The organism is Sphingosinicella sp. (assembly GCF_041916975.1).
Classification (GTDB): Bacteria; Pseudomonadota; Alphaproteobacteria; order Sphingomonadales; family Sphingomonadaceae; genus Sphingosinicella.
The window spans coordinates 3,879,007-3,893,987 of the sequence record NZ_JAYRYK010000001.1; the positions used below are offsets into that span (position 1 = coordinate 3,879,007).

19 protein-coding genes are annotated in these 14,981 nt (G+C 66.3%); 6 read left to right on the top strand and 13 right to left on the bottom strand.

Annotation, left to right across the window (positions count from 1 at the left end; all coding sequences use genetic code 11):
- The first annotated feature begins 40 nt into the window (after positions 1-40).
- A complete protein-coding gene (locus ACE3TJ_RS18155; protein ID WP_374598723.1) occupies positions 41-328 on the top strand; it encodes an SEL1-like repeat protein in 288 nt (95 codons plus the stop codon).
- A 111-nt stretch (positions 329-439) separates the two neighbouring features.
- Positions 440-1,825: a diguanylate cyclase domain-containing protein gene (locus ACE3TJ_RS18160; protein ID WP_374598725.1), complete on the top strand. Its 1,386-nt coding sequence runs from the start codon at positions 440-442 to the stop codon at positions 1,823-1,825.
- On the opposite strand, the gene ACE3TJ_RS18165 is transcribed toward ACE3TJ_RS18160, so the two are convergent.
- Genes ACE3TJ_RS18165 through ACE3TJ_RS18185 form a run of 5 tightly spaced genes read right to left on the bottom strand, consistent with a single transcriptional unit; the run spans position 1,807 to position 5,084 of the window.
- Positions 1,807-2,949 carry a GNAT family N-acetyltransferase gene (locus tag ACE3TJ_RS18165; RefSeq protein ID WP_374598727.1) on the bottom strand — a complete coding sequence of 381 codons (1,143 nt, stop codon included), beginning with the start codon at positions 2,947-2,949 and terminating at the stop codon, positions 1,807-1,809. The genes ACE3TJ_RS18160 and ACE3TJ_RS18165 overlap by 19 nt on opposite strands.
- Positions 2,946-3,692, bottom strand: coding sequence for a glycerophosphodiester phosphodiesterase family protein (locus ACE3TJ_RS18170; RefSeq protein ID WP_374598729.1), 747 nt, complete (start codon positions 3,690-3,692; stop codon positions 2,946-2,948). The genes ACE3TJ_RS18165 and ACE3TJ_RS18170 overlap by 4 nt, the downstream gene beginning before the upstream one ends.
- 10 nt (positions 3,693-3,702) lie before the next feature.
- A complete protein-coding gene (locus ACE3TJ_RS18175; protein ID WP_374598731.1) occupies positions 3,703-4,164 on the bottom strand; it encodes a RidA family protein in 462 nt (153 codons plus the stop codon).
- Between the two features lie 33 nt (positions 4,165-4,197).
- A complete protein-coding gene (locus ACE3TJ_RS18180; RefSeq protein ID WP_374598733.1) occupies positions 4,198-4,809 on the bottom strand; it encodes an HAD family hydrolase in 612 nt (203 codons plus the stop codon).
- Positions 4,806-5,084, bottom strand: coding sequence for a DUF3572 family protein (locus ACE3TJ_RS18185; protein WP_374598736.1), 279 nt, complete (start codon positions 5,082-5,084; stop codon positions 4,806-4,808). The genes ACE3TJ_RS18180 and ACE3TJ_RS18185 overlap by 4 nt, the downstream gene beginning before the upstream one ends.
- A 103-nt stretch (positions 5,085-5,187) precedes the next feature.
- On the opposite strand from ACE3TJ_RS18185, the gene ACE3TJ_RS18190 reads away from it, so the two are divergent.
- Positions 5,188-5,550: a response regulator gene (locus ACE3TJ_RS18190; RefSeq protein ID WP_374598738.1), complete on the top strand. Its 363-nt coding sequence runs from the start codon at positions 5,188-5,190 to the stop codon at positions 5,548-5,550.
- Positions 5,551-5,586: 36 nt separating this feature from the next.
- Here the strand turns inward: ACE3TJ_RS18190 and rpmG are convergent, their stop codons facing one another.
- Together rpmG and ACE3TJ_RS18200 are read right to left on the bottom strand one after the other, a co-directional pair.
- Positions 5,587-5,754 (bottom strand): 50S ribosomal protein L33, encoded by a 168-nt coding sequence (gene rpmG / locus ACE3TJ_RS18195; protein ID WP_121047764.1) that lies wholly within the window; start codon positions 5,752-5,754, stop codon positions 5,587-5,589.
- A 112-nt stretch (positions 5,755-5,866) separates the two neighbouring features.
- Positions 5,867-6,646: an arginase family protein gene (locus ACE3TJ_RS18200; protein WP_374598740.1), complete on the bottom strand. Its 780-nt coding sequence runs from the start codon at positions 6,644-6,646 to the stop codon at positions 5,867-5,869.
- A 54-nt stretch (positions 6,647-6,700) separates the two neighbouring features.
- Between ACE3TJ_RS18200 and ACE3TJ_RS18205 the strand changes: the two genes are divergently transcribed.
- Positions 6,701-6,949, top strand: a complete 249-nt coding sequence (locus ACE3TJ_RS18205; RefSeq protein ID WP_374598742.1) for an Hpt domain-containing protein — start codon at positions 6,701-6,703, stop codon at positions 6,947-6,949.
- A 3-nt stretch (positions 6,950-6,952) separates the two neighbouring features.
- On the opposite strand, the gene rnr is transcribed toward ACE3TJ_RS18205, so the two are convergent.
- Together rnr and sugE are read right to left on the bottom strand one after the other, a co-directional pair.
- Positions 6,953-9,163: a ribonuclease R gene (gene rnr / locus ACE3TJ_RS18210; protein WP_374598745.1), complete on the bottom strand. Its 2,211-nt coding sequence runs from the start codon at positions 9,161-9,163 to the stop codon at positions 6,953-6,955.
- Between the two features lie 40 nt (positions 9,164-9,203).
- Complete coding sequence (sugE, locus tag ACE3TJ_RS18215; protein WP_374598747.1) at positions 9,204-9,521, bottom strand: quaternary ammonium compound efflux SMR transporter SugE; 318 nt, start codon at positions 9,519-9,521, stop codon at positions 9,204-9,206.
- 160 nt (positions 9,522-9,681) lie between these two features.
- Between sugE and ACE3TJ_RS18220 the strand changes: the two genes are divergently transcribed.
- Positions 9,682-9,927, top strand: coding sequence for a type II toxin-antitoxin system ParD family antitoxin (locus ACE3TJ_RS18220; RefSeq protein WP_374598749.1), 246 nt, complete (start codon positions 9,682-9,684; stop codon positions 9,925-9,927).
- Positions 9,917-10,219, top strand: coding sequence for a type II toxin-antitoxin system RelE/ParE family toxin (locus ACE3TJ_RS18225; RefSeq protein WP_374598751.1), 303 nt, complete (start codon positions 9,917-9,919; stop codon positions 10,217-10,219). Before ACE3TJ_RS18220 ends, ACE3TJ_RS18225 begins: the two co-directional genes overlap by 11 nt.
- Before the next feature lie 19 nt (positions 10,220-10,238).
- Here ACE3TJ_RS18225 and ACE3TJ_RS18230 read toward each other — a convergent pair whose 3' ends face one another.
- Genes ACE3TJ_RS18230 through ACE3TJ_RS18245 form a run of 4 tightly spaced genes read right to left on the bottom strand, consistent with a single transcriptional unit; the run spans position 10,239 to position 14,924 of the window.
- Positions 10,239-10,418, bottom strand: a complete 180-nt coding sequence (locus tag ACE3TJ_RS18230) for a hypothetical protein (protein WP_374598753.1) — start codon at positions 10,416-10,418, stop codon at positions 10,239-10,241.
- 5 nt (positions 10,419-10,423) lie between these two features.
- The gene (gene topA, locus ACE3TJ_RS18235) at positions 10,424-12,994 is read right to left on the bottom strand and encodes a type I DNA topoisomerase (RefSeq protein ID WP_374598755.1); all 2,571 of its coding nucleotides are present in this window, start codon (positions 12,992-12,994) and stop codon (positions 10,424-10,426) included.
- A gap of 35 nt (positions 12,995-13,029) precedes the next feature.
- Positions 13,030-13,413, bottom strand: a complete 384-nt coding sequence (locus ACE3TJ_RS18240; RefSeq protein WP_374598757.1) for an arsenate reductase family protein — start codon at positions 13,411-13,413, stop codon at positions 13,030-13,032.
- 17 nt (positions 13,414-13,430) lie between these two features.
- Positions 13,431-14,924: an amidase gene (locus ACE3TJ_RS18245; RefSeq protein WP_374598759.1), complete on the bottom strand. Its 1,494-nt coding sequence runs from the start codon at positions 14,922-14,924 to the stop codon at positions 13,431-13,433.
- Positions 14,925-14,981: the final 57 nt, after the last annotated feature.

Below are 14,981 nucleotides of genomic sequence, written 5' to 3' on the forward strand. Positions count from 1 at the left end.
AAGGCACGCCAAATCTCCCCACGTTGAGGGGGATTTTCGAATGGCAAGTCATCCAGTCACTGAAGTCCAGTTTCTCCACGCGCAGATGGCGGCGGCGATGGCCGGCCAGCCGGACGCGTACTACGAGCTTGGCGTCGCGTATGCGGTCGGCAGCAGCGGCGTCGACATCGATCTTGTCGAAGCGCACAAGTGGTTCAACCTCGCCGCCATGTCGGGCGACGAGCGCGCCCAGCTTGATCGCAGCGAAGTCGCGGCGTCGATGACGCCCGCTGAGGTCGCCGCGGCGCAGCGCGAGGCCCGTGCGTTCTTGATGCAGACGCGCCACTAGCTTTTGCCCGAATCACTGCAAGCCTGAGAAATCAGGCGCTTGGGGCTTGCAAATAAAGCGAAATGGCCGCTTGCTATACCTGCTGTCGTGAGCAGCAGGGGGACTGGCGCCTTGGCGACGCGGTTGTCTGGAAAAGTATCGGAAATCAAAGCATTTCCGCCGACGCCTTCCGAGTCGCGTGAAGACGAACTCGCTTGGCTGCGCGCCGAACTCGCGCGCGAGACGGCGCTCCGCAAGCGCTACGAAACCCAGATCCGGCAATTTTCGGCATCTCTGCCCGTCGTGATCTGGATGGCGGATGCGGATCGTCGTGTCCGTTTCGTCAGCGACAGTTGGTACACGATTACCGGCACGAGCCCCGAACAGCTCGAAAGCTGGGTGTTTACGATGCACGAGGAGGATCGCCTCATCGTGCCGGGCGAAATCCATGCTGCGGCGGAGCGGCGGGCGCGGTTCGCGATCGAATATCGTATCCTGAAGGCCGACGGCACCACGGCATGGGTTCTGAACGTCGGCGCGCCCAAGTTCGATGAACACGGCCGCTACGACGGCTATGTCGGCGCCGTTATCGATGTCAGCGAGCGCCGCGCGGCAACCGAAACGCTGCAAAGCCTCGAAACGCGGCTTTCGCTCGCGCTCGACGGCACCCGTGTCGGCGTGTGGGACTGGGACATCACATCGGGCGACGTCTGGCTCAGCGACAGCGCGCTCGCGATTCAGGGCTATGCCGTGGGCGAGGTGCAGGGCCACGCCGCCGGCTTCGCCGATTACGTCCACTCCGACGATCGGGAGGAGCATCACCGCAGGATCACCGCGTGCCTCAAGGGTGAGCAGCCGATGGTGAATCTGGAGCACCGCCTGCGCTGCAAGGATGGTGGCTGGGTGTGGGTCGCCGAGCGCGGCCGCGTCGTGGAACGCGATGCGAATGGACGTGCGCTGCGCATGATCGGCACGCGCACAGACATGACCGAGCAGCGCGAACGCGATGATCGCCTGCGCTGGCTCGCCGCGCACGACGTGCTCACCGAGCTGCCGAACCGGGGGCGTTTTCAGGAGCTTCTGCTCGCAGCGATGCGGGAAACCGATGCGCGCGGCGGCCGCATGGCGCTGATGCTTGCGGATCTCGATCACTTCAAGGCTGTGAACGATGGCTTCGGCCACGATGCGGGTGACGCGCTGCTCCGCCGTGCCGCCCGGCGCCTGCGCGATGCGTTTACCGTCGGCTCGGTCGCGCGCCTCGGCGGCGATGAGTTCGCGATCATCGTGTCCGATGCCGATCGGCACGGCGAGGATGTGATGATGCTCGCGGCGCAGGCGGTTCATGCCGGAACGATGGGCGGTGAAGACGTGACGGAGAGCACCGCAAGCGTCGGCGTGGCGTTCTATCCCGATCATGCCGGAAACGCCGCCGATCTCGTCAAGGCCGCCGATGTGGCGCTTTACGCGGCGAAGCAGGCGGGCCGCGCCTGCGCCCGCCTCTATGAACCGCGCCGGTAGGGCGTGAAGCTCTCCATCGCGCGGATATCTGCCGCGATCGCCGGACGTTCGTGTTGCAGATACTCCTCGATCGCACGCCTCAGCCCCGGGTGCTCGATATGGTGTGCCGACGTCGTCACCACGGGCACATAGCCGCGCGCCAGCTTGTGCGGCCCCTGCGCTCCGGCTTCAACACGGGAAAGGCCGTGCGTGATCGCGTAGTCGATGGCCTGGTAGTAGCAGAGCTCGAAGTGCAGGAAGGGCAGGTCGCGCACCGCCCCCCAGTAGCGCCCGTAAAGGCAGTCGCCGCCGATGAAGTTGAGCGCGCCGGCCACCGGCGTGTCGCCGTCCATCGCCAGCACCAGCAGCACGCGCTCGGCCATGCGTTCGCCGATCAGGCTGAAGAACGCGCGTGTCAGATAGGGGCGGCCCCATTTGCGGCTGCCCGTGTCCTGATAGAAGTGCCAGAACGCGTCCCAGTGCGCCTCGCTGATGTCCGCGCCGGAAAGCGCGACGATGCGAAGGCCGCTCTCCGCCGCCTCCCGCCGTTCGCGGCGGATGGTCTTGCGCTTGCGCGAGGCGAGGCTGGCGAGGAAGTCTTCGAAGCTGCCGTATCCGGCGTTGTGCCAGTGGAACTGCTCGGTATGCCGAATGAGCCACCCCGCCGCGTCGAACAGCGGCACCTGTTCGGGCGCGATGAAGGTGGCGTGTGCGGACGAGATCTTCTGGCGTTCGCAGAACTGCTCGATCCCGGCGATCAGCGCGGGTGCGTGGGCGGCATCCTTCAGCAGCAGGCGCGGGCCGGTCGCGGGCGTGAACGGCACCGCCATCTGATACTTTGGGTAATAGCGCCCGCCCGCGCGCTCGAACGCGTCCGCCCAGCCGTGGTCGAACACATATTCGCCCTGCGAGTGCGATTTCGCATAGGCGGGCGCGATGCCGAGGATGCCGCCGTCTGCATCTTCCAGCACCGCGTGTGCCGCCTGCCATCCGGCGGTCGCAATCGCGCTTCCGGAGTCCTCCAGCGCGGTGATGAAGGCGTGCAGCGTGAACGGGTTGTTGTCCCCCGCGCAGGCGTTCCACGCCGCCGAGGGGATGTCCGCCGCCGAGGTTGCGATCCGGAAAGTCGCCGGCGTGCCGGTCATGCGTGTTCCGGGGCGTCCTCGAAAATGATCTGGTCGGCGTATGCCTGTGCCCGCCCGCGCTCCTCGTCGTCGCGCACCGTCCAGGTCAGCACCGGGCGGCCCTTGCGGCGCTGGCGCTCGGCAAAGCCGAAGGGCAGCGCCTTGATATCGCAGGCGATGAAGTGCGGGCGCGTGGCGCGGGCGGCGAGGTTGCGCGAAAGCCAGCCGCGCAGCCCCGCATTGCCGCTGCCGTCCTTCGTCACCACGAGCCCGCGCACGGTCTGCGGGCTGTGCTCCCGGAACCAGCGCACGATGCGCGGATCGAACGACATCACCGCCGTCCATCCGTTCGAGCCTTCCAGCGCCCGGCGCACTGCGCGGCACAGGCTGCCATAGCCGCGCCGTCCCGGCGATTTCACCTCCACCAGTGTCGGCGCGCGGCCGCCGATCTCGCTCAGCACCTCGCGCAGCGTGCGGATCGGCTCGTCGGTGCCGGAAAGGCGGAACGCGCCGAGTTCACCCGTCGTCAGGTCGGAGATGCGGCCTCCGGCGTTGGCGAGGCGCGGCAGTTCCGCGTCGTGAAACACCACCGCGTCCTTGTCCTTGGTCAGCCGCACATCGAGTTCGATGCCATAGCCCGCCGCGATCGCGCGTTCGAACGCCGCCCGGCTGTTTTCGGGTACGCCCTTCGTGTCGTGAAGCCCCCTGTGCGCAAAGGGCTGGCGCGTCAGGAAGTCGAGATCGCGGGTCGTGTTTCGCAGCATCCGGTTCCGTTCAGACCTTCACGGCAATCACGGCATCGATCTCGACCGCAACGCCAAGCGGCAGGGCAGGGACGCCCACCGCGCTGCGCGCGTGCCGTCCCGCGTCTCCCAGAACCTCGACCATAAGGTCGCTGCATCCGTTGACAACCTTCGGCTGGTCAAAGAAATTCGCCGTGCTCGAAACGAACGCGCCGAGCTTCAGCACGCGATCGATTAGATCGAGGCTGCCGAGCGCGGCCTGCGCCTGCGCAAGAATGCCGATGCCGCAGAGCCGCGCCGTCGCCTGACCGGCCGCAACATCCATGTCCTCGCCAAGCCGTCCGAGCACGAGCGTGCCGTCCTCGCGGAAAGGAATCTGGCCGGATATGTACAGCGTGTTTCCTTGCAGAACCCACGGCACATAGTTCGCCGCGGGCGCAGCGGCTTTCGGCAGCGTGATTCCAAGCTCGGCAAGACGCGCTTCAATACTCATGACCGGAGATTCCCCTTCGTTGCATTCAGGTCGTCAGCGCGCCGCCTGCCGCAGCAGGTACGGTAATGCCTGAGACCAGATATCGATCCGTGCGTGCGCATCGTCCGCAGCCGGGATCAGGGGCCTCAGCTCCGGATCGGCGACCATGTGCAGCCGGTGCACGTGCGGCGCGTCCTGCTTTACCGAACTGTGGTGCGGCGGCAAGTCGTCGATGAACACGGCGGCGTCGCGGCCGTGTTCGCGCATCAGCGTGGTCACCGCAGGCCCCTTCGGCCCGTCGTTCACATAGACGGGAAAGGGCATCCCGAGCGCGGCGATCTGCGCGCGTCGGCGGTCGCGGTAAGCATCGCGGATATTGGTGAGGATGACGATCTCGTAGGGATCGGAAAGCGCAGCCAGCGCCTCGACCGCACCGTCCACGACCGGCTGACCCTCCATCGCATCCGCGAAGAAGCCGTCGACGAGCGTTCGCACGTCCTTCCGTTCAACGAGGCTGCCGTCCGCCTTGCGCCGGATGTTGCCGGAAAGCGCGAAGCTCTCGAAGTTGAGTTCGAGCGCGTGCGCGGTGTCGAGATAGGTGCGAAACGGTCCCGCGAAGTGCAGCAGCACCTCGTCGCAGTCGCAGATGAGAAGCGGCTTCGTCATTGCCCGAGCGCCCCGCGCGCCGCCGCGAGCCGTGCGGGCTCGGCCCCGATTGCTTCGGCGCAGGCGATGAAGTCGGCCTCGTGCGCAGCAAGGAAATCGAGCGTCGCGCCCAGCACTTCGCGGCTTCCGGCATGTGCGCGCAGCGTTTCCGCGTCGAGTCCGGTCAGCGCCAGCAGGCGCCCCCCGAGCCGTTCGTCGCTTGCAACCCACGCCAGGGCGTGCAGCGCCATCACTTCGGCCTCCTCGCGGGTTAAGGCTGTTTGGTAAGAGGTCATTAACTCTGGACAATTAGGATTGTATCAACCATTCGCCAAGGCGATTGTTCGGCAGGCCGATCCGCGGGGCCATATGCGCGGTCAGGTTTGCGAAGAGGGGACCATGCAGAAAACCGTCCTCGTCGTCGAGGATAACGACCTCAACATGAAGCTGTTCTGCGACCTTCTGGAAGCGCACGGCTATCGGACGATGAAAACGCGCGACGGGCGCAGCGTGCCCGATCTGGTGCGCGCGGACCGTCCCGATCTCATCCTCATGGATATCCAGCTGCCCGAAGTTTCGGGGCTCGAGGTCACCGGCTGGCTGAAAAGCGACGAGGCGCTGAGCGACATTCCCGTCGTTGCGGTCACCGCGTTCGCGATGAAGGGCGATGAAGAGCGCATCAAGGCCGGCGGCTGCGAGGCGTATATCGCGAAGCCGATCTCGGTGATGCGCTTTATCGAAACCGTCCGCCAGTACGCCTGAGGCTACCGGGCGGGAAGTGAAGGCGGCTGGGCCGCCTTACTTGATCTTCGCTTCCTTGAAATCCACATGCTTGCGCACGACGGGATCGTACTTGCGGAAGGTGAACTTCTCGGTCTGCGTGCGCGGGTTCTTCTTCGTCACATAGAAGAAGCCGGTGTCGGCCGAGCTGACGAGCTTGATCTTGACGGTTGTTGGTTTGGCCATGGCGCGGCAGTCCTTGCGCTTGATCTCAAGAGTTACAAAAAAGAACGCGGCGTCTGAGCGCCGCGCTTACGGGCGGGCTAATGCCGAAAACGCCCGGCAGAGTCAAGCGGCGTCACAGCATTCTGGCGGCCAGTTCCTTGACGAGACGAACCGCAACGCCTGCCGTCAGCATACTGATATCGCGCTCGGGGTTCAGCTCCACGACATCGGCGCCCACGATCTCGCCCGGCACGCGCGCGATCAGCGTCAGCAGTTCTCGCGTCGAAAGCCCGCCGGGTTCCGGGTGGGAAACGCCGGGCGCGAACGCCGGGTCGAGCCCGTCGAGGTCGATCGAGACATAGACCGCCCCCTGGAGCCGCTCCCACGGCACGCGGTCGCATTCGTCGGCGCCCAGCATCACGCCGCCCGCCGCCGCGCTGCGTGCGCGCTGCTCGGGCGTCGCGCTGCGGATGCCGACCTGCACGAGGTTCGCGATGCAGCCGTCGTCAAGCGCACGGGCGAAGGGGCAGGCGTGCGACCAGCGGTCGCCGCCCAGCTCCTCGTAGAGATCGGGATGCGCGTCGACATGCAGCACGTTCACCGGCCCGTGTGCTGCCTTCACGGCGCTGAGGATCGGATAGGTCACCGAATGGTCGCCGCCGATGCTGAGCGGCCGGCGGCCGGCTTTGAGCGCGGCGGCAACCGTGGCGGTCATGATCGCGCGCGCCTCTGCGGCGTCCTCTGGCAGGTCCGGAAAGTGCCGGTCCCCGAACGCATCCGCAAGATCGATGCCGTCAATGCTGTAGGGGCTGGATGCTTCGCTGAACAGCAGGCCGCGCACCACCGAAGGCGCAAGTGCCGCGCCGCGTGCGTAGGAGGAACTGGCGTCCCAGGCGAATCCGAGCAGGCTCACGGGCATGGCAGCTGCTTAACCGTGTTCTAACGACTTTCCCACTAGGCTTGGGGCATGATCGACGAAGACTTCGAATCGCTGCATCAGGAGCTGTCCGACAAGCTGGAGGATATCCAGCTGCTTCTGCTTGCGGGAAGCCACGGCGAGGTGCGGCGTCAGCTGCATTCGCTGAAGGGCCTCGCGAAGGCTTTCGGCTTCAGCGATTTCGCCGCCGAGGTCCACGCCGCCGAGGAAACGCTGACGAACGTCACGACGCTTCAGCCGCGCATCGATCGCATGTTCAGCCTGCTCGACGCGGCATAAGTCCTACCGTTTCCGCCGCACCTTGCCCGTGCCCTTCGGCAGCGGAGGTCGGCCCTTGCGCTGCGGTGGCGGCCGCTTTCCGGCGCGCGGCGCCGGCCCATCGGGAAACTCGAAGCGCAGCGCGCCGCTGATCGGGTTCGCGTCGGCGAGCCGCAGTTCCAGCCGCTGCCCGACATGGTAGGTCACGCCCGTCGTCAGTCCCTCGATGGTCTTGGCGCTCTCGTCGAAGTGGAAACGTTCGGCGCCCAGCATCGACATTGGAATGAGCCCGTCGCCGCCCACGCCCTCGACGCTCGCGAACAGCCCGAAGCGCGTCACCCCACTGATCCGCGTGCGGACGATCTGGCCCACATGCTGCGCGAGATAGGCCGCAACGTATCGGTCGATTGTGTCGCGCTCCGCCTCCATCGCCCGCCGCTCGGTCATCGAGATATGCTCGGCGGTGCGGGGCAGGGCGCGCATCTCCTCGTCGGTGAGCCCGCCCTCGCCGAGCTTGTACGCCCGCACCAGCGCCCGGTGGACGAGCGTGTCCGAATAGCGCCGGATCGGCGAAGTGAAGTGCGCGTAGCTGCCGAGCGCGAGCCCGAAGTGCCCGAGGTTGTCAGTGCCGTAGAAGGCCTGCGCCTGGCTGCGCAGCACCTGCTCGGAAACCTGCTCCAGCAGCGCCGGGTCGGTGATCCGCGCGAGCAGCCGGTTGAACGTCGTCGGTGTCACCACCTGCCCGAGCGCGAGGCTGAGCCCGAGCGACTTCACATAGTCCCCAAGCGCCACCAGCTTCTCGCGGCTGGGCCGTTCGTGCACGCGGTACACGACCGGCGAGGTCTTGGCCTCCAGCGCCTTCGCCGCCGCGACGTTCGCCGCGATCATGAAATCCTCGATCAGCTGGTGCGCGGGAAGCTGCTCGCGTACGCGGATTTCCGCGATGCGCCCCTTCTCGTCGAGAATGACGCGCCGCTCCGGCATGTTGAGCGCCAGCGGATCGCGCCTGTCGCGCGCGGCCTTGAGCGCGGTCCACGCCGCCCACAGCGGCCGCAGCACGCTCTCCGTCAGCGCGTGCTCGATCTTTCCGTCGATCGCCTCCTGCACCGTCTCGTAGGCAAGGTTCGCGATCCCGTGCATCACCGCCCGCGTGAAGCGCCACGCCTTCACAGTACCGTCCGACGCGATCGTCAGGTGGCAGGCAAGCACCGCCTTGTCCTCATTCGCGTTCAGCGAGCAGGCGTCGGTGGAGAGCGCCTCGGGCAGCATCGGTACCACGCGGTCGGGGAAGTAAACGCTGTTCCCCCGCTCGCGCGCCTCGCGGTCGATCGCGCTGCCGGGGCGCACGTAGAAACTGACGTCCGCGATTGCCACGATCGCCCTGAAGCCGCCGGGGTTGCCGGGATCGTCGTCTGGCGCCGCCCACACCGCGTCGTCGTGATCGCGCGCGTCGGCGGGGTCGATGGTGAGGAGTGGCAGGTCGCGCAGGTCTTCGCGGTCGCCCAGCGGCAGCTTCGCAGCCTTTTCCGCCTCGGCCTCGGCCGCTTCGGAAAAGACGTTTGGAATGCCCTTTTCATGGATCGCGATCAGCGAGAAGCTGCGCGGCGCCATCGGATCGCCGAGCCGCTGGACCACACGCCCCGTCGCCCGCGCCCCGCGTCCCGACTGCTCGGCGAGCACGAGGTCGCCTGCGTCCGCCTCACCAATGTCGGTGATCTTGAGGTCGAACCGTAGCCTTTTGTCCGTCGGCACGAGGAACCAGCCCGACGCGTCGCGCCGCAGCACACCGAGCAGCGCGTCTTCGGAGGACGCGCCGATCTTCTTCATCACGTGCGCAAGGTGCCCGCGCCCCGTTTCCTCGATGCGCGCGAGGATGCGGTCGCCCATGGCAAGCGCCGCGCGCTTCCGCCCTTCGACGACGCGCACCTTCGGCGCGGGCGTGTCGTTCGCCCAGCTTTCCGGCACCGCCACGGCGCGCCCGCCTTCGATGCCGACGACCTTCAGCACCGTCACCTTGGGCAACCCGCCGCCCGTGTGGAAGGCTCGGCCCGGTCCGCTATCGAGCAGCCCTTCGTTCGCCATATCCTTCAGCATGGCTTTCAGCAGGATCTTGTCCTGCGCGGTCAGCCCGAAGGCCTTGGCGATCTCGCGCTTGCCGACAGGGGAGGAGGACTCCTCGACGAAGCTCAGGATCTGTTCGCGGGTGGGGAGGCCGGGGGTGGGACGTTTCGCCATTCCCACCCATGTCGGGCCTCCCGCGCCTCGCGGCAAGCCCTTACCGTGTCGAAAGCTTCATCAGCACGAGCCCGCCCACGATCATCAGGGCGGCAAGCACGCGCATCGGGCTGACGCTTTCGCCCAGCACCGCGACGCCAACCAGAAACGCCCCTACCGCGCCGATCCCCGTCCAGACGGTGTAGGCCGTGCCGAGCGGCAGCGTCTTCATCGAGATGGAAAGTAGCGCGAAGCTCGCGATCATCGCGACGATGGTAACGATGCTCGGCGTCAGCCGCGTGAACCCGTCCGAATGCTTCATCGAGAAGGCCCAGACGATTTCCAGAAGTCCCGCAATTCCAAGATACACCCAGGCCATGACGGCGCTCCTCTTCCAAAGAGCCGGGCCGTCCCGGACTTGATACCCATGAAGGGGGAGGACGTGGCCTCGCCGCGCCTATGTGGCGTTGTCGACTTCAGCGGTCAAGTTACGTTGAAAATACCATATCTTGGTATATATTGGCATCAATGGAGGCGGTATGGCGCGAAATACATCAATTTCCCTCGGTGAGCATTTCAGCGGTTTCATCGATATGCAGGTCGGCAGCGGCCGCTATGGCTCGGCGAGCGATGTCGTCCGCGCGGGCTTGCGACTCCTCGAAGAGCGGGAGGCAAGGGTGCGCGCGCTTCAGGCCGCGCTTGCGGAAGGCGAAACCTCGGGAGAGCCGCAGCGGTTCGACAATGCGGCCTTCCTGAAACGGATGCGCGCCCGGCATGGCGGGTAGGGCTGGAGGTTTCCGCCTTACGCCGCGTGCCGAAGTCGATCTCGAAGACATTTTCGCCTACACGGCCCGGCGCTGGTCGCTCATACAGGCCGAAGATTATCATGCCGGTTTCGCCGCTGCGTTCGAAAAACTGGCGAGTGGCGAGCGATCCGGCGGCATTGCCGATGTTTCGGGCGGATATCTCAAATACGCGGTCGGCTCGCATCTCGTTTTTTATCGCGAGACCGGGCACGACATTGTGATCGTGCGCATCCTGCACCAGCGGATGGATGTGGAACGCCACCTCGAATAGCGAGGGATATCTTCCGACCCTACCGCAGCCGCGCGATGTTCAGCCCGTCCGCCTTCGCGCGGTCCTTCACCGATTCTTCGCTGCGGGTGAGCGCCTTGGCGATGGCTTTCAGCGCCATGTCCTTCTTCGCCAGCGTGTGCAGCTTGTCGATCTCGGCGGCGGTCCAAGGCTGCTTGTGACGTTCGAAGCGTTCCGCCATCGCCGCTATTTCGCCGCCTTCTTCTTCGCGGGTGCCTTCTTTGCAGGCGCTTTCTTCGCGCCGCTCTTCGCCGGGGCCTTCCGCTTGCCCTTGCCTTTCGCCGGGCCTTTGGCGGCCTTCTCGTCGATCATCGTCGCGGCGGCTTCCAGCGTGAGCGCCTGCGGGTCGGTGCCCTTGGGCAGCGTCGCGTTGGTGGTGCCGTCGGTCACGTAGGCGCCGTAGCGGCCATCCATCACCTTGATCGCCGCGCCCGATGTGGGATGCGCGCCGAGTTCCTTCAGGGCTGCAGGCGCCTTGCGCTCGAAGCCCTTCTTCTGCTCGGCAAGCTTCACGACGGCGGCATTCATGCCGACTTCGAACACCTCGGCGGTCGACGTCAGGCGCGCATATTTGCCGTCATGCATCAGGTACGGGCCATAGCGCCCGATCGAGGCCGTGATCGGCAGCCCCGTCTCCGGGTGCATGCCCACCTCGCGCGGTAGCGCGAGCAGCTTCACCGCCATGTCGAGTTCGATCGTCGCTGCGTCCACATCGCGCGGGATCGAGGCGCGGGGCGGCTTTTCGCCTTCGCCGCGCTGGATGAAGAGGCCGAAGCGGCCCGAGCGGATGGTGATCGGCTCGCCCGCATCTTCGCCGAGCAGGCGCGGTTGGTCGCCGCCTTCGCCCGTGCCGTTTCCGTTTCCGTTCTCGCTCGCGAACGGCCGCGTAAAGCGGCACTCGGGGTAGTTCGAACAGCCGACGAATGCGCCGAACTTGCCGGTCTTCAGGCTCAGCCGCCCGTTGCCGCACACCGGGCAGACGCGCGGGTCTTTCCCGTCGCCGGTATCCGGAAACAGCAGCGGCGCCAGGAACTCGTCGAGCGCCGTCGTCACCTCGGAGGGTTTCAGCTCCAGGATCTCGGAGGTCTTCGGCTGGAAATCCTTCCAGAAGGCGTGCAGCACCGCCGTCCAGTCGATGCTCCCGGCGGAAATCTCGTCGAGCTGTTCCTCAAGCCCGGCCGTGAAGTCGTAGCTCACATAGCGTTCGAAGAAGCGTTCGAGGAACGCGGTGACGAGCCGGCCCTTCTCCTCGGGGTGGAAGCGCTTCTGCTCGATGCGCACATAAGCGCGGTCCTTCAGCACCTGCAGGATCGAGGCGTAGGTGGAGGGGCGCCCGATGCCGAGCTCCTCCATCTTCTTCACGAGGCTCGCTTCCGAATAGCGCGGGGGCGGCTCGGTGAAGTGCTGATCGGCGTGCGCACCTTGAATCGCTGGCGTATCGCCCTTTTCGATCTTCGGCAGGCGCTTGCCGTCGTCGCCCTCTTCGTCCTCCGGGTCGTCGGCGGTTTCCTGATAGAGCGCGAGGAAACCGGGGAAGATCGTCACCTGTCCGGTGGCGCGCAGGTCGGCGCGACCGTTCTTGTCCTTGAGGTCCACGGTCGTGCGCTCAAGGTTCGCGGCCGCCATCTGGCTTGCGAGCGTGCGCTTCCAGACCAGTTCGTAGAGCCGGGCCTCATCGCCCGAAAGCCCGGCTTTCGCGGGGCGTCGACGCATGTCGACGGGGCGGATCGCTTCGTGCGCTTCCTGCGCGTTCTTCGCCTTCGTCGTATAGAAACGCGGCTTCTCAGGCAGGTGGCGCCCGGTGAAGTCCTCGGCGATCACATCGCGCGCCGCGGCAATGGCCTCGGGCGCCATGTCGACACCGTCGGTCCGCATGTAGGTGATGAGGCCGCTTTCGTAGAGCGTCTGCGCGGTCCGCATCGTCTGCGTTGCGGAAAGCCCCAGCTTGCGTGCGGCTTCCTGCTGCAGCGTCGAGGTCGTGAAGGGCGGGGCGGGGTTCCGCGACACCGGCTTCTTCTCGACCGACGCGACCACATAGTCGCCCGCCGCCACGTCGGCGCGCGCCTCGTTGGCGAGCGCTGAATTGTTCAGCGAGAACTTGTCGAGCTTGTTGCCCTGCCAGTGCGTCAGCCGTGCCGTGAAAGCCTGCCCCGCTGCGGTCTGGAACTGACCGTCCACCGTCCAGTATTCGCGCGTCTTGAACGCCTCGATCTCGCGTTCGCGTTCCACCACAAGGCGCAGCGCCACCGATTGTACGCGCCCCGCCGATTTCGCGCCCGGCAGCTTGCGCCACAGCACGGGCGAAAGCGTGAAGCCGACGAGATAGTCGAGTGCGCGCCGCGCCCGGTAGGCGTCGATCAGCGGCGTATCGAGCTCGCGCGGGGCGGCCATCGCCTGCGTCACCGCGCTCTTGGTGATCTGGTTGAAGGTCACGCGCTGCACCTTGGGCGGCAGCGCTTTCTTCGCCTTCAAATGCTCATAGAGATGCCAGCTGATCGCCTCGCCTTCGCGATCAGGGTCGGTCGCGAGGATCAGCGTGTCGGCGGTTTTCGCGCTGTCGGCGATCTCTTTGAGTTGCCGCGAGCGGTCGGCGGAAACCTCCCACTTCATGCGGAAGTCGTGGTCGGGCTCGACCGATCCGTCCTTCGCCGGCAGGTCGCGGACGTGGCCGTACGAGGCAAGGACCTTGTAGTCCGAACCCAGATACTTGTTGATCGTCTTTGCCTTCGCCGGGGATTCGACGATCACGAGTTGCATACGAAACCCTCACCGACCTCAATGGGTCGGGGCCCTTACAGTGCTTTGCCGGGACGCCGCAAGTCCGGCGGCGGAAGAAACTCGGCGATCACCTCGGAAGGGCGGCAGAGTTTCGCGCGGTTTCCGTCGATCACGACCGGCCGGTTGATGAGGATTGGGTTCTCGTGCATCGCGGTGATGATATGCTCCTCGGAAACGCCGGGTTCGAGGAGGCCGAGCTCCTTCGCCAGCGGCTCCTTGGCACGCAGCAGCTCGTGCGCCGCCAGGCCCGATTTCCGCAACACATCCTCGATTTCCGCGCGGCTCGGCACGTCTTCCAGATACTCGCGGAGGTCGAAGGGAATGGCGTGTTCGGTCAGATAGTCGCGCACATTGCGGGCCGTGCCGCAGCGGGGGTTGTACCAGACGATAACGCGCATCTTGCCTCCACTTGAACTCAGATTTCACCGGCCCATACACCGGGCCTGCGATCATACCATAAAAGTTCGCGTTCGAGTTCATAGGCGAGCGCGAGGAGGCGCGCTTCGCCGCCCGGTGCTGTCGCGAACTGGATGCCGATGGGGATGCCGTCCTTCGATTCGCCGATCGGCAGCCCGATCGAAGGCACGCCCGCCACGTTCTCCACCCCCGTGAAGCCCGCATAGGCGATCAGCCGCGCGCGCTGTTCGGGCCACGGGATCGTCGGCGCGATATAGCCGATCGGCGCGGCGGGCTGGCCGAGCACGGGCGTCATGTAGATGTCGATGTCCTTGAACTGCGCGCGGTACGACGCCATCGCCTCATCGAGCGCAGCCGTGGAGACCTGCATCTGCTCGGGCGTATAGGTTGCGGCTTGCGCCGCCATCGTCAGGGTCAGCGGTTCAAGGATCGTCGAAGGATCGACGCCGGGCGCCATTTTCGTGATCTCGGCAACCGCCTGTCCCGCGCCCGATTCCCACAGCGCCATGAACGCCGGAATCACCACGTCGCCTTTGTAAGGCGCCGGCACGTCCTTCACCTTGTGGCCGAGCTTCTGGAGCAGCGCGGAAGCCTCGCCGAACACGCGCTGCACCTCTTCATGGGGCAGGCCGCCCGACGGGTGATTGAGCCGGAGCCCGACGCGCAGCCGATCCTTCGCAGGGCCGGTGACGAGCGGCGCTTCGGCGAAAGCCGCGCCTTCGCCCTTCGCCTGCGTCGCGTGGAACCACGCCGCCGTATCGCGCACGGTGCGGGAAACGCAGCCCTCGACGCCAAGGTGCGTCGCGATGTCCGGCGAGGCCGCATCCCCCGCCATCCGCCGCCGCGAGGGCTTGAGGCCCACAAGGCCGCAGCAGCTCGCCGGGATGCGGATCGATCCGCCGCCGTCGTTGGCGTGCGCCACCGGCACCACGCCCGCCGCCACCGCCGCCGCGCTGCCGCCCGAAGAGCCGCCCGTCGAATGGTCGAGGTTCCATGGGTTGCGCGTCACGCCGGTCAGCAGCGGCTCGGTCGTCGCGGTGATGCCGAATTCGGGCAGCGTCGAGCGGCCGATGGAAACGAAGCCTGCCGTCTCGATCGCCGCCGGATAGGCATCGGTCTCGTCGGCGACCGTTGCGGCGAGCGCCCGGCAGCCTTGCGTGTAGGGCAGGCCCTTCTGGTGGACATTGTCCTTGATCAGTGTCGGCACGCCCGCGAGCGGACCTTTCACGCCGTTCGCGGCGATCTCGCGGGCACGCTCCAGATTCGGGAACTTGACCGCGTTGATCTTGCCGTTCACCGATTCGAGCCGCCGGATCGCCGCCTCGACGAGCGCGGCGGGCTGCGTCTTGCCCTCGGCCACGGCCTTCGCCTGCGATACCGCATCGGTCCACTTCGTAGGCGGGGCCTTGGCCGCCGTGGTCTGGCGACAGGCGGAAAGCGCGGCAAGCGCCGCGCCCGTTTCAAGAAAACCGCGGCGTGAAACAAAGGCCATCGAAAACCTCCCCCCGAGTCGGATGGCCGACTGTCTCAGCCGCCGCGCCGGGATGCA

Bases quoted from the DNA above. Each gene is read 5' to 3' on its own strand.
- ACE3TJ_RS18205 (WP_374598742.1), top strand. From the start codon at position 6,701: ATGATCGACGAAGACTTCGAATCGCTGCATCAGGAGCTGTCCGACAAG.
- ACE3TJ_RS18245 (WP_374598759.1), bottom strand. From the start codon at position 14,924: ATGGCCTTTGTTTCACGCCGCGGTTTTCTTGAAACGGGCGCGGCGCTT.
- ACE3TJ_RS18180 (WP_374598733.1), bottom strand. From the start codon at position 4,809: ATGACGAAGCCGCTTCTCATCTGCGACTGCGACGAGGTGCTGCTGCAC.
- ACE3TJ_RS18225 (WP_374598751.1), top strand. From the start codon at position 9,917: ATGGCGGGTAGGGCTGGAGGTTTCCGCCTTACGCCGCGTGCCGAAGTC.
- ACE3TJ_RS18230 (WP_374598753.1), bottom strand. From the start codon at position 10,418: ATGGCGGAACGCTTCGAACGTCACAAGCAGCCTTGGACCGCCGCCGAG.
- ACE3TJ_RS18155 (WP_374598723.1), top strand. From the start codon at position 41: ATGGCAAGTCATCCAGTCACTGAAGTCCAGTTTCTCCACGCGCAGATG.
- ACE3TJ_RS18190 (WP_374598738.1), top strand. From the start codon at position 5,188: ATGCAGAAAACCGTCCTCGTCGTCGAGGATAACGACCTCAACATGAAG.
- ACE3TJ_RS18220 (WP_374598749.1), top strand. From the start codon at position 9,682: ATGGCGCGAAATACATCAATTTCCCTCGGTGAGCATTTCAGCGGTTTC.
- topA (WP_374598755.1), bottom strand. From the start codon at position 12,994: ATGCAACTCGTGATCGTCGAATCCCCGGCGAAGGCAAAGACGATCAAC.
- sugE (WP_374598747.1), bottom strand. From the start codon at position 9,521: ATGGCCTGGGTGTATCTTGGAATTGCGGGACTTCTGGAAATCGTCTGG.
- ACE3TJ_RS18240 (WP_374598757.1), bottom strand. From the start codon at position 13,413: ATGCGCGTTATCGTCTGGTACAACCCCCGCTGCGGCACGGCCCGCAAT.
- ACE3TJ_RS18170 (WP_374598729.1), bottom strand. From the start codon at position 3,692: ATGCTGCGAAACACGACCCGCGATCTCGACTTCCTGACGCGCCAGCCC.
- ACE3TJ_RS18175 (WP_374598731.1), bottom strand. From the start codon at position 4,164: ATGAGTATTGAAGCGCGTCTTGCCGAGCTTGGAATCACGCTGCCGAAA.
- ACE3TJ_RS18165 (WP_374598727.1), bottom strand. From the start codon at position 2,949: ATGACCGGCACGCCGGCGACTTTCCGGATCGCAACCTCGGCGGCGGAC.
- ACE3TJ_RS18185 (WP_374598736.1), bottom strand. From the start codon at position 5,084: ATGACCTCTTACCAAACAGCCTTAACCCGCGAGGAGGCCGAAGTGATG.
- rnr (WP_374598745.1), bottom strand. From the start codon at position 9,163: ATGGCGAAACGTCCCACCCCCGGCCTCCCCACCCGCGAACAGATCCTG.
- rpmG (WP_121047764.1), bottom strand. From the start codon at position 5,754: ATGGCCAAACCAACAACCGTCAAGATCAAGCTCGTCAGCTCGGCCGAC.